This window comes from Xenorhabdus sp. SGI240 (assembly GCF_040081915.1).
Taxonomy (GTDB): domain Bacteria; phylum Pseudomonadota; class Gammaproteobacteria; order Enterobacterales; family Enterobacteriaceae; genus Xenorhabdus; species Xenorhabdus bakwenae.
In genome coordinates, this window is the sequence record NZ_JBEBMB010000019.1 from 1 (window position 1) to 12,684 (window position 12,684).

The following is a 12,684-nucleotide window of genomic DNA, read 5'->3' on the forward strand; positions in this document are numbered from 1 at the left end:
TCCAGAATTCGGGTTAAATTAATAACACCATAGATAATCCCCATCAGCACCGGCATACCAAGTTTGGGACAAAAAGTGTCATTGAATAGTAATAAAAAAGCGCTAAAAATAGCGCTTTTTACATATCAATATCTATTGGAAAATATTTAATTGATTAAGTGAGATTTTGTCTCTTGGCTTTTTGGCGCATAAAAAATGCTGCGATAAGTGGTATAATAGGTCGCCATAAACATAGGTAAAGTAACAAGCAAACCTAAACCAAGTGGAATTGCAGAAATAAACATCAGAATGCCCATCAGTAAGAAGAACAGAAAACCACCGAATAGATTTTTCTTTACTGCACTCAAGCTCATTGATACTGCTTCGCCAAATTTTAAATCATTAATGATAATCAGAGCAGGAGCAAACCAGCTAAATGCAAGGGCAACGATGCTAAAGAACAACACAACCAGCATTGCCAGCGTTAAAGTAGAAAGACCACCCATTATTAGCATTGGGTCTGATTCCGGTCCTGCCCAAAATATTTGAAATAGGCTTGTCCCTCCAAGTATAACAGCAGCAATGATACCAAGTACATTTATGCCGAAGGCTAGCGCACCAACAGCAACTAATGAACCGAGCTTATTTTTAAACCCATAGAAAAGTAATTCTATGTCAAAATCACCCGCTGTTCGCTGTTTTTCACTGGCAGCAATAAATCCAGCAATAAATACTGAACTAAACAAAGCAGCGACAATACTGATGGTAGGCATGAATTGCTGCAGGGCTAGCATTATAGCGAAATAGATTAAGGTTAGCAGTATCCATTTCATTGGCTTTGCTTTAAACATTTCCCAAGCATTACTAATCCACTCTGTTGCCGTTCCAGCTCTTACAGCATGACCACCAGGAATGAATGTATCCTTTTCCTTGCTCAGAGAGACGCAATTCTCTCCTGAATTGAGATTCATATCTTGAGTATCCATATTTTTCCGATTTATTTTGCTGAATAGCAATTACTGAATTGATTTTTCTCTATTTCTATTTAATTGACGCAAATCGTTATAGAAAACAGAGGGATTATCATATAAAAATTATTAATCAACAAGTATTGATTTCAATCCTTGCCGGTGGAGAAAGAGGTGTTTCTATCGGTAATAATGAATACGCGCGACTTATTTTATTAATTATTCTGATGTGATTTTGACTTAATTTCCTAATTTATCTTTACATAAAGTAAATGATTTTATTTTTGGCATCAGATATGGTGTGTTTTTAGAATAAAATATTTTACACATTGTGAGTAAGTTGTTCTGATTTAAGGTTTACTTTGATCATATCAGGTGTATCCAGCCTGATATGATCAAAGTTTGCAACGTTCATAGAGGGAACAAACAATGTAAGTGGAAATGAATCTAATAAATCACGTGGTGCCCATAACTTCTTAAAATTTCTTTTACCCGCTCCATTGTTTCTTTTGGAGGAGGTTTGACACCTTCCAGTTTATAGTCTTCTCCCATAGCAATCCATTTATGTTTACCCAGTTCGTGGTAAGGTAATAGCTCTATTTTTTCAATATTTTTCATATCTTTGGTGAACTCACCCAGTAAATGAACGGATTGATCATCATCCGACCAACCAGGAACGACAACATAACGGACCCAGGTTTTCTGATTACGTTTTGCCAGATAACGTGCAAATTCGAGGGTTCGATGATTGGATACACCGATCAATTTTTGGTGAATATCATCATTAAGTTGTTTTAAATCCAGCATAACCAGATCGGTAGCATCCAGTAGTTCATCAATCACCGGATCGTAACGGCGAACAAAGCCATTGGTATCTAGGCAAGTGTGAATGCCTTCTTCATGGCAAGCCCTGAACCAGTCACGAACAAATTCGGCCTGAAGAATGGCTTCACCACCGGAAGCGGTAACTCCACCCCCCGAAGCATTCATAAAATGGCGATAGGTCGTAGCTTCTTTTATTAATTCTTCAACTGTTACCGTTTTTCCGCCATGGGTATCCCAGGTATCACGGTTATGGCAATAGAGGCAGCGCATAAGGCAACCCTGGAAAAACGCGATAAAGCGGATACCGGGACCATCTACGGTTCCGCAAGATTCAAAAGAGTGGATACGACCAAGTACGGACATAAAAGGACTTCTCCAAAACTAGCAAGCTAATAAAGGCCCCCAGGTATTAGGGTGCCTTTATTGTCTGTCATTTTTAATAATTACATGGTTTGAGTAAATGTCCGGGTAATAACATCTCGTTGCTGTTCTTTCGTCAAAGAATTAAACCGCACAGCGTAACCCGAGACGCGAATCGTCAATTGCGGGTATTTCTCAGGATTTTCCATGGCATCCAACAGCATTTCACGGTTCATCACGTTAATGTTTAAATGCTGTCCACCTTCGATATCTGCTTCGTGATGGAAATAACCATCCATCAGACCCGCCAGATTTGCTTTACGGACTTCATCATCTTTACCCAGTGCATTAGGTACGATAGAGAAAGTGTATGAAATACCGTCTTTGGCATAAGCAAACGGCAGTTTAGCGACCGAAGTCAATGAAGCAACTGCCCCTTTTTGATCGCGTCCGTGCATTGGGTTGGCACCAGGTCCAAATGGTGCGCCAGCACGACGTCCATCAGGGGTATTCCCCGTTTTCTTACCATAAACCACGTTTGAGGTAATGGTCAGTACAGACTGAGTTGGAACAGCTTTGCGATATGTTTGCAGCTTCTGAATTTTCTTCATGAAACGTTCAACCAGATCACACGCGATATCATCGACACGCTGATCGTTGTTACCGAATTGTGGGTATTCACCTTCAATGTTGAAATCAATTGCCAGACCATCCTCATCGCGGATTGGGGAAACTTTCGCATATTTAATGGCAGATAATGAGTCAGCAGCAACAGAGAGACCGGCGATACCACATGCCATGGTACGGTGTACATCACGATCGTGCAGTGCCATTAATGAAGCTTCATAGCTGTATTTATCATGCATATAGTGGATGATATTCAGGGCAGTGACATACTGTTTTGCCAGCCAGTCCATGAAATGATCCATCCGTGCCATAACCTTGTCATAATCCAGCACAGCGTCTTTCATTGGCTCTTCTTTCGGGCCAACCTGCATTTTCATTTTTTCATCCACACCGCCGTTGATGGCATATAGCATGGTTTTTGCAAGGTTTGCACGGGCACCAAAGAACTGCATTTGTTTACCAACCACCATTGGGCTGACACAGCACGCGATAGCGTAATCATCGCTGTTGAAATCAGGGCGCATCAGGTCGTCATTTTCGTATTGCAGGGATGAAGTATCGATTGAAACTTTTGCTGCAAACTTTTTAAAGTCAGTAGGCAGTTTTTCAGACCACAGGATGGTCATGTTAGGCTCTGGGGATGGTCCCATGGTATATAGCGTATGCAGGAAACGGAAACTGTTTTTGGTGACCAGAGTACGTCCATCCAAACCCATACCTGCCAGTGATTCGGTTGCCCAAATTGGGTCACCAGAGAACAGTTCATCATATTCTGGAGTACGCAGGAAACGCACCATACGCAGTTTCATGACTAAATGGTCGATCAGTTCTTGGGCTTGTTGTTCAGTCAACTTACCTGCCTGGATATCACGTTCGATGTAGATATCCAGGAAGGTGGAAACACGACCAAAGGACATTGCAGCACCGTTTTGGGATTTAACGGCTGCCAGATAGGCGAAATAAGTCCATTGCACGGCTTGTTGGGCATTGGTAGCGGGATTGGCAATATCATAGCCATATTTAGCTGCCATCTCTTTGATTTGGCCAAGCGCGCGATGTTGTTCAACCAGTTCTTCGCGCAGGCGAATGGTCGCTTCCAAATCCTCGCCATTTTCCAGTTTTTCCTGTAGGGAAGTGAATTGGGCAAATTTCTCATCACGCAGAAAGTCGATACCATACAACGCAACGCGACGGTAATCACCGATGATGCGCCCACGGCCATAGGCATCAGGCAAGCCAGTCAATACACCAGATTTACGGCATTTCAGGATATCAGGGGTGTAGACATCAAATACCCCCTGATTATGAGTCTTACGATACTCAGTGAAAATTTGTTTCAGTGTTGGGTCCAGTTCACGGTTGTAGGCTTTACAAGAACTTTCAACCATTTTAATGCCACCAAATGGAATAATGGCACGTTTCAGGGGCGCTTCGGTTTGCAGACCAACGATTTGCTCTAGATCTTTTTCAATATAGCCCGCATCATGAGAGGTAATTGTAGACGCAATGTCAGTATCAAAGTCTAGCGGCGCATGGGTGAGGTTTTCGATTTTGATACCTTCCATGACTTTTTCCCACAAAGCTTTTGTCGCTTCTGTGGCACCCGCAAGGAATGATTCATTACCTTCATACGGGGTATAGTTTTTCTGAATAAAATCACGGACGTTGACTTCATTCTGCCAGCTACCCTCGTTAAAGCCTTGCCATGCTACTGAGAATTTTTCGTTTAACTCGGACATGATACTTCTACCTTTTAACAGTGGAATTTTTAAGAAACCTGACTTGGAGGCGAATTAATGATTTTTGCCGCCACGTAAATAAATCAACCAATAGGTCAACCCAACCAATACCGCACCACCAATAATGTTACCTATCGTGACAGGGATCAGGTTATCGGTAATAAAGCTTGAAACATTAAGTTGTGGAAATCGTTCAGGACTTGTCCCTGTTTTCAGCCAAAATTCATCGGGTGCGAAGTTTTTGATAATGATCCCGAACGGAATTAAAAACATGTTAGCGATACTGTGCTCAAAACCGCTGGCGACAAACATACCGATTGGCAGGATCAACGCGAATAACTTATCGATCAGACTGCGTCCGGCATAGCTCATCCAGACAGCAAGACATACCATCAGATTAGCTAAAATACCCAGACATACAGCCTCAATAAAGGAGTGATGCATTTTATGATCTGCTGTTTGTAATACATTTAGCCCCCAAGTACCATTGGCGACAGTATATTGGCCGGAATACCAGACCAAAGCGACGAAAAACAGGGCGCCAATTAAATTACCGATGTAGACGTTAATCCAGTTTTTGAACATTTGAGACCAGGTAATACGTCCTGTTGCTTTTGAAATGATCGTCAACACAGTGGAAGTGAAGAGATCGACGCCACATATCACCACTAACATCAAACCAAGGGAAAAACAGATCCCACCCGTTAATTTAGCTACCCCATAGGGAATGGAAGAGGTTCCTGTTGTTGCTGTAATATAAAAAACAAAAGCGATGGAAATAAATGCACCTGCCATGATTGCCGATAAATAAGTCACTGCGGGATGTTTATTGACTTTATATACACCAATATCATCAGCGATTTGTGCCATTACAGCAGGTGAAAATAAATTGAAAGGGTTGTCAGTTTTCATCCTAACACTCTCTTTATCCTTAGTTAATCATAGCACGCGTTGATAGTAACAAACGGGGATTGACCTGAATTTGATATGGATCATATTAGACCGAAAGTCTGATGAGATATGACAGCCTAAATGTGGTGATGTAAGATTAATGATATGATTTTTAAAGGAAAATATTTTTTAAAATTTATAAAAATATTTTATATAAGCAGTTTTGGCCTGTTAGATATTAAAAGTAAAATAACAGGTTAAATTGTCATTTATTTGTTATCTAAAAATAAATTGTATTTAACCTGTATTTTACTTTTTATGGTCATATACCCATCCAACTTCAAGATGCGTATTATATTTCCCCGTGCAGCGGGGAAATATAAGGCCTCGCGTCGTCTTGCGGATTGCAACTTGAAGTTTATCGCGTATAAGCGCTCATGCGATGGGTTATTTATTCGCCCAAAATTCACGTTTGGCTTTTTGCAACTTCTCATAAGCATCTAATAATGCCTGATGGGCAGGCAATGCTTTTAATTCTAAATCAATAGTCCACAGACCATAGAAGCTGTTTTCTCCGGCAATGGCAGCAGAGGCAGTATCAACAGTACCCTGACCGTACATTTTTACAAATGCCTGATAATATTGATCTGGTTGGCGATCTTCTTCTTGGGTTAACAGTAACAACGTTTGCAGGCAGCGATAATAGTTAGCTCGTTCAGTGGTGAAAACAGAAGCATTGAAATCCTGTGTCCACTCAACCCAAATCAAAGCTTGCTCCAAATCTTTACCAGCCAGTGCCAGCATAGATTTCAATTCGCCGATACGCAGGTTGCTCCAACCGTTATCTTTACCCACTGCAATGCCCAATAACTCACGGACACGGGTAAAGTCATCCAAGCCTTCATCATCTAACTGTTCGAGGAGAGCCAGATATTCTTCTGACTGCCATTGACTCTCCGGCAATGCCAGAATGGTGTCGCGCAGATGGCTCCCCATAGTGTTATTGGCAATGTGCAGATCTTCCACCGGATAAATATCTGACATACCAGGCACCAGAATGCGGCAGGCATAAACGTCAAGGTGCTCATAATCAGCAATATAAACTTCAGCATCCAGTTTATTGAAGATCTCCATCAGGGTGTCGAACTCTTCTTCTGTTGCTCCGCTGAAATTCCAGTCAACAAACGCATAGTCAGCATCTTGCTTGAATAGATCCCAACTAATTACACCGCTTGAATCAATAAAATGCGTTTCCAGATTAGTATGTTCAGACACTTCCTCATTATCAAAGCTTGGTGGGGTGAAGACATCCAGATCTTTCAGGCTCCTGCCTTGCAACAGTTCTGTGACTGTACGCTCCAGTGCAACACCAAAATCGGGATGGGCACCAAAGGAGGCAAAACACGTGCCATTATCAGGATTGAACAGGACGACGCAAATGACCGGGAACTGTCCACCCAGTGAGGCATCGTAACAATAGAGTGGGAAACCTTCTTCCTGCAACTTATTGACTGATTCAACGACGCTTGGGTAGCGATTCATAATATCTTGTGGAATTTCAGGTAGGCTGATGCATTCTGCGATAATGCGATTTTTCACATAGCGCTCGAATACTTCAGATAATCCCTGTACACGTGCTTCGTTCATGGTATTGCCAGCTGACATACCGTTTGAAACATACAGATTTCCGATAATATTCATTGGAATATAAATCGTTTGATTATCTGACTGGCGGGTAAATGGCAGGGCACAGATCCCCCGCTCTTCATTGCCCGATTGCAGATCCACTAACTGGCTGGCACAGAGCGCGTTATCTGGGTTGTAAAAACGATGCAGGCGTTCGTCTAAGATACCTTTTGGCAGAGAGTCATCTTCTGGCAACGGGAACCATTTTTCATCTGGGTAATGAACAAACTCGCCATTGGCAACGGTATTACCCAGATAAAAATCAGCAAAGAAATAGTTTGTCGACAAGCGCTCAAAATATTCTCCCAGTGCAGAAGCCAATGCCGCTTTCTTGCTGGCTCCCTTGCCGTTGGTAAAGCACAGTGGACAGTCGTGATCGCGGATATGTACTGACCAAACATTCGGGACAGGATTCAGCCATGAGGCTTCTTCAATATTAAAACCGAGGGACTTCAGTTTGTGCTGAAAGCGATTAATGGAGTCCTCTAACGCGGCGTCTTTGCCTGGGATATAGGTTTGCGTCATCGTGGTTCACTTCAAATTATGTTAAAGGCGCATATCATACGGCGTTTTTTTTATCCGCTCTATCAATTCCCAAAAATTATTGTTAATTAGAGTTTATTTATTCTTGGTTTACATAATAAAATGGCTTTTTTACAAGAGGTTGAATAATGAAAAAGACTAAAATAACAGCAATAGCCGGTTTTCTGGCTTTAGTTAGCGGTTCTGCATTCGCTTTGCCAAACGTTACTGTTTTGGCAACAGGGGGCACAATTGCTGGGGGTGGTGAATCCGCAACGCAATCTAATTATACAGCGGGTAAAGTAGGCATTGATGCTCTGCTGAATGCTGTACCGGCAATTAAAAATATTGCTGATTTGAAAGGCGAGCAGGTTGTCAGCATCGGTTCTCAGGACATGAACGATCAGGTATGGTTGACTCTGGCGAAGAAAATCAATGCAGATTGTGACAAAACCGACGGGTTTGTGATCACCCACGGTACTGATACCATGGAAGAAACGGCGTATTTCCTCGATCTGACTACCCAATGCCAGAAGCCTATTGTGATGGTTGGCGCAATGCGTCCATCTACAGCGCTGGGGGCTGACGGTCCGTTGAACCTGTACAACGCTGTGGTTGTTGCAGCTGATAAAAATTCGGCAAACCGTGGTGTGCTGCTGGCGATGAATGATTCCGTTATTCATGGCCGTGATATCGGTAAACTGAGCACAACGGAAGTTCAGGCGTTTCAGGCTGTGAATGCGGGTGCACAGGGCTTCGTTCACAATGGCAAAGTACGCTATTATTCTGCGGCACCAGTAAAAGCGAACAAAGAAGTTTTTGATGTGAGCAAACTGGATAAGTTGCCGAAAGTAGGTATTGTTTATAACTACTCCAACGCCTCTGATCTGCCAGCAAAAGCGTTCGCTGAAAATGGCTATCAGGGTATTATCAGCGCAGGTGTAGGTAACGGTAACATCTATAAATCTATTCTTGACACGTTGTCTAAAGCAGCTAAAGAGGGTGTTGTTGTTGTTCGTTCCAGCCGTATTCCTTTCGGCTACACGACCCAAAATGCTGAAGTTAACGACAGCAAATATGGCTTTGTGGCTTCAGAGCGTTTGAACCCACAGAAAGCCCGCGTTCTTCTGCAATTGGCTCTGACGCAAACTTCTGATGTAGAAAAAATTCAGGAAATGTTTAGTCAGTATTAATTCCTGATTTAACGATATAAAAAGGCGCATTTAATGCGCCTTTTTATATTCTTTTTTATTCGTATTTTTTTAGATAAATTATCTTTTATACTCGATGAACTTCAAGTTGTAATCCGCAAGACGACGCGAGGCTTTATATTTCCCCGTTGCACGGGGAAATATAACACGCATCTTGAAGTTGGATGGGTATAAATGGCTTTTTATTCTTTGGTATTAAATAAGGCTGATATTATCCAGATTGTCTTTCCTGAACGATTGTTATTTTATTTATAATTCATTGCGTTATTTATAATAAGAGAGTCTATCAGAAAGTGATACTGTCTCTTGTAACAAATGTTCAATAATTATTGCAGCGGCAGGGCGAGAATGATAAAACCAATACGTCCGATTTTATTGTATCCATTGATAGGGTGAAGTTAATGAGTCAGGTATATAATTTCAGCGCTGGCCCAGCTATGTTGCCGGCAGAAGTGTTACGACGTGCAGAACAGGAACTTTGCAACTGGCACGGCTTGGGGACATCTGTAATGGAAATTAGTCACCGCAGCAAAGAATTTGTGGCTGTTGCGGCAGAAGCAGAAAAAGATCTCCGAGATTTATTAGCAATACCTGAGAATTACAAGGTGCTGTTTTGTCACGGCGGTGCTCGTGGGCAATTTTCGGCATTACCACTGAATTTACTGGGTGATAAATCGACAGCAGATTATATTGTTAGTGGTTACTGGTCTGAATGTGCAGCGCAAGAAGCAGAAAAATATTGCACGCCAAACATCATTGATATCAGAACAGAAACGGACGGCGTCAAAAGTGTGAAGCCAATGAGTGAATGGGCCTTAAGCAGTGACGCTGCCTATATTCATTATTGTCCTAATGAAACGATTGAAGGCATTGCTATTTTTGAAGAGCCTGATTTTGGTGACGATAAAATTGTCATAGCCGATTATTCTTCAACCATCCTTTCAGCCCCTATTGATGTTAGCCGTTATGGTGTTGTTTATGCCGGGGCACAAAAAAATATCGGGCCAGCAGGGATTACCGTCGTTATTATTCGTGAAGATCTCCTGGGTAAAGCACACCCGCATACGCCATCTATTCTGGATTATACTGTGCAGGTTCAATACGACTCTATGTATAACACGCCGCCGACATTTGCATGGTATCTGTCTGGTAGGGTATTCAAGTGGTTGAAAGAGCAGGGAGGGCTACAAGAGATCAGTAAACGCAATCATGCTAAAGCGAAACACCTCTATCATGCCGTTGATAACAGCAAATTGTATATCAACCATGTTGCTCCTCAAAACCGTTCTATCATGAATGTCCCCTTCCAACTGGCTAACCCAGCGTTAGATGGTCAGTTTCTGGAGAAAGCCTATGCACACGGGTTACATGCATTGAAAGGGCACAAAGTTGCGGGTGGCGCTCGTGCTTCGATTTATAACGCTATGCCTTATGAGGGTGTGAACGCATTGGTTGAATTTATGGCTGATTTTGAACGCCGCAACGCATAATTTTTTATCGTCGGGAGGGATAAAACCTCCCGATCTCAAAATCCTCGATCTATCCTAAAAACTAAAATCATATCTGGAGATTCCTCTCTATTATGCAATCCCTGACGTTACAACCTGTTTCCCATATTAATGGAACGATTAACTTGCCTGGCTCTAAAAGCGTTTCTAACCGCGCTTTGTTACTCGCAGCTCTTGCTAAGGGAACAACCCGATTGACCAATTTGTTGGACAGCGATGATATCCGTTACATGCTCAATGCTCTGGCTGTATTGGGTATTTCCTATCGTCTTTCTGCCGATCGTACTATCTGTGAAGTCGATGGCATTGGCGGGTGCATGACGGGCAAAAATGATATTGAACTGTTTCTGGGCAATGCGGGTACAGCAATGCGCCCATTGGCTGCGGCTCTATGTTTAGGGGACAGCAGTTTGGGAGACAGTGGCATAAGCGTGGTATTGACCGGTGAACCGCGGATGAAAGAACGTCCAATTGGTCACTTGGTCGATGCATTGCGTCAAGGAGGGGCAGAAATTGATTATCTTGAACAGGAAAATTACCCGCCTTTACATATCAAAGGGGGATTTTCAGGTGGAAAAGTTACCGTTGATGGCACTGTTTCCAGCCAGTTTCTGACCGCTTTGTTGATGGCAGCGCCATTGGCAAAAAACGACACGGAAATCCACATACAAGGTGATTTGGTTTCTAAACCTTATATTGATATTACATTGGCACTGATGAAAAGTTTTGGTGTAACGGTAGACAATGAACAATATCAGGTTTTTCACATTAAAGGCCGGCAGCAATATTTGTCTCCGGGGCAGTATCTGGTAGAAGGCGATGCTTCATCGGCATCTTATTTTCTGGCTGCGGCGGCAATTAAAGGCGGGATCGTTCGTGTCACGGGCATTGGCAGAAATAGCCTGCAAGGGGATACCAAATTTGCCAATGTGTTGGAACAGATGGGGGCAACGATTCGTTGGGGGGACGATTTTGTCGAATGCGAACGCGGTACATTGGCAGGCATTGATATGGATATGAATGCTATTCCTGATGCGGCAATGACGATTGCGACAACCGCGTTGTTTGCACAGGGAGAAACTGTTATCCGCAATATCTACAATTGGCGGGTAAAAGAAACCGATCGGCTAAATGCAATGGCAACTGAATTAAAAAAAATAGGTGCCGAAGTGGAAGAGGGACATGATTATATTCGAATTTCTCCGCCAGAAAAACTTAATCATGCTGAAATTGAGACTTATAATGATCATCGCATTGCGATGTGTTTTTCGTTGGTAGCTCTGTCGGATACGCCAGTCACTATCCTTGATCCAGACTGTACAGCAAAGACATTCCCAGACTATTTCAATCAGCTTGAAAAACTCAGCCAGTACGCAAAATAAATGGAGAAGCAAAAATCGGTAGGGATAGAAATAAACGGGCTTTCCCTGTTTCTCTCATCTATTGAGCGCGTATAATAGGACAGGTTTTATTGCTTGCTAATTGAGCAATTTTTTGCATTCGGTAAATGATCTGTCTGTTATACGAATGTTATGCGAAAAGGAGGATAATGATGGCGGCGATAGCCCCAGTAATAACCGTTGATGGGCCAAGTGGTGCTGGCAAGGGAACACTATGTCAGGCATTGGCTGAAACGTTAAATTGGCAGTTGCTTGATTCAGGTGCCATTTATCGTGTATTGGCCCTGGCTGCCATCCATCATCAGGTGGATATCCAGTCTGAAGACGCACTGGTTCCTCTGGCTGCAAACCTGGATGTTCGTTTTGTACCTGCAAATGGCAAACTCCGGGTCATTCTGGAAGGCGAAGATGTCAGCAATGAAATTCGTACCGAAACCGTTGGAAATACGGCTTCACAGGCGGCAACATTCCCACGTGTCCGTGAAGCACTCTTACGTCGGCAGAGAGCCTTCCGCATTGCACCTGGGCTGATAGCTGATGGTCGTGATATGGGAACGGTCGTATTTCCTGATGCGCCGGTGAAAATATTTCTTGATGCAAGTGCAGAAGAACGCGCCCGCAGACGTATGTTACAGTTGCAGGAGAAAGGTTTTAGTGTTAACTTTGAAAATCTTTTGTCCGAGATACAAGAGCGGGATTATCGTGATCGCAATCGGGCAGTCGCACCCTTAGTGCCTGCACAAGATGCATTAATCCTGGACTCGACCAGCATGTCTATCGAAGAAGTAATTGATAATGCACTGGCTTATGCGAGAAACGCGCTGGAAATATCCGCATAATTGTTAATTTTTCAAGTACACTATTGCAGTAGTGTATCAAGAAGATGTATATAGAATTCTGGTGTATTGGTAGTGAAATATTCTGGTACACTAAAACACCTTGTAACAGGGAAAAGGAAAAAGTTGCGA

The 12,684-nt window shown here is 42.7% G+C and carries 9 protein-coding genes; 4 read left to right on the forward strand and 5 right to left on the reverse strand.

Annotation, left to right across the window (positions count from 1 at the left end; translation table 11 throughout):
• Positions 1 to 146: 146 nt before the first annotated feature.
• From ABLA76_RS04535 to ycaO, 5 genes are all read right to left on the reverse strand, one after another.
• On the reverse strand, positions 147 to 965 hold the full coding sequence (locus ABLA76_RS04535) for a BPSS1780 family membrane protein (protein ID WP_348987028.1): 819 nt from the start codon (positions 963 to 965) through the stop codon (positions 147 to 149).
• Between the two features lie 429 nt (positions 966 to 1,394).
• Positions 1,395 to 2,135, reverse strand: coding sequence for a pyruvate formate lyase 1-activating protein (gene pflA, locus ABLA76_RS04540; RefSeq protein WP_047767539.1), 741 nt, complete (start codon positions 2,133 to 2,135; stop codon positions 1,395 to 1,397).
• Between the two features lie 80 nt (positions 2,136 to 2,215).
• A complete protein-coding gene (pflB, locus tag ABLA76_RS04545) occupies positions 2,216 to 4,498 on the reverse strand; it encodes a formate C-acetyltransferase (protein WP_348987029.1) in 2,283 nt (760 codons plus the stop codon).
• Positions 4,499 to 4,552: 54 nt separating this feature from the next.
• Positions 4,553 to 5,410, reverse strand: coding sequence for a formate transporter FocA (gene focA / locus ABLA76_RS04550; protein ID WP_047767543.1), 858 nt, complete (start codon positions 5,408 to 5,410; stop codon positions 4,553 to 4,555).
• Between the two features lie 426 nt (positions 5,411 to 5,836).
• Positions 5,837 to 7,600 carry a 30S ribosomal protein S12 methylthiotransferase accessory factor YcaO gene (gene ycaO, locus ABLA76_RS04555; RefSeq protein WP_348987030.1) on the reverse strand — a complete coding sequence of 588 codons (1,764 nt, stop codon included), beginning with the start codon at positions 7,598 to 7,600 and terminating at the stop codon, positions 5,837 to 5,839.
• A 146-nt stretch (positions 7,601 to 7,746) separates the two neighbouring features.
• Here ycaO and ansB point away from each other — a divergent pair, with 146 nt between their 5' ends.
• The 4 genes from ansB (at position 7,747) to cmk (ending at position 12,555) form a co-directional block, all read left to right on the forward strand.
• Entirely contained in the window at positions 7,747 to 8,790 is a 1,044-nt protein-coding gene (gene ansB, locus ABLA76_RS04560; protein WP_348987031.1) for an L-asparaginase 2, read from the forward strand.
• A 419-nt stretch (positions 8,791 to 9,209) separates the two neighbouring features.
• Positions 9,210 to 10,298, forward strand: a complete 1,089-nt coding sequence (gene serC / locus ABLA76_RS04565) for a 3-phosphoserine/phosphohydroxythreonine transaminase (protein ID WP_348987032.1) — start codon at positions 9,210 to 9,212, stop codon at positions 10,296 to 10,298.
• Positions 10,299 to 10,390: 92 nt separating this feature from the next.
• Positions 10,391 to 11,698: a 3-phosphoshikimate 1-carboxyvinyltransferase gene (gene aroA / locus ABLA76_RS04570; protein WP_348987033.1), complete on the forward strand. Its 1,308-nt coding sequence runs from the start codon at positions 10,391 to 10,393 to the stop codon at positions 11,696 to 11,698.
• Positions 11,699 to 11,868: 170 nt separating this feature from the next.
• Entirely contained in the window at positions 11,869 to 12,555 is a 687-nt protein-coding gene (gene cmk, locus ABLA76_RS04575; RefSeq protein WP_348987073.1) for a (d)CMP kinase, read from the forward strand.
• Positions 12,556 to 12,684: the final 129 nt, after the last annotated feature.

Bases quoted from the DNA above. Each gene is read 5' to 3' on its own strand.
- ABLA76_RS04535 (WP_348987028.1), bottom strand. From the start codon at position 965: ATGGATACTCAAGATATGAATCTCAATTCAGGAGAGAATTGCGTCTCT.
- pflA (WP_047767539.1), bottom strand. From the start codon at position 2,135: ATGTCCGTACTTGGTCGTATCCACTCTTTTGAATCTTGCGGAACCGTA.
- pflB (WP_348987029.1), bottom strand. From the start codon at position 4,498: ATGTCCGAGTTAAACGAAAAATTCTCAGTAGCATGGCAAGGCTTTAAC.
- focA (WP_047767543.1), bottom strand. From the start codon at position 5,410: ATGAAAACTGACAACCCTTTCAATTTATTTTCACCTGCTGTAATGGCA.
- ycaO (WP_348987030.1), bottom strand. From the start codon at position 7,600: ATGACGCAAACCTATATCCCAGGCAAAGACGCCGCGTTAGAGGACTCC.
- ansB (WP_348987031.1), top strand. From the start codon at position 7,747: ATGAAAAAGACTAAAATAACAGCAATAGCCGGTTTTCTGGCTTTAGTT.
- serC (WP_348987032.1), top strand. From the start codon at position 9,210: ATGAGTCAGGTATATAATTTCAGCGCTGGCCCAGCTATGTTGCCGGCA.
- aroA (WP_348987033.1), top strand. From the start codon at position 10,391: ATGCAATCCCTGACGTTACAACCTGTTTCCCATATTAATGGAACGATT.
- cmk (WP_348987073.1), top strand. From the start codon at position 11,869: ATGGCGGCGATAGCCCCAGTAATAACCGTTGATGGGCCAAGTGGTGCT.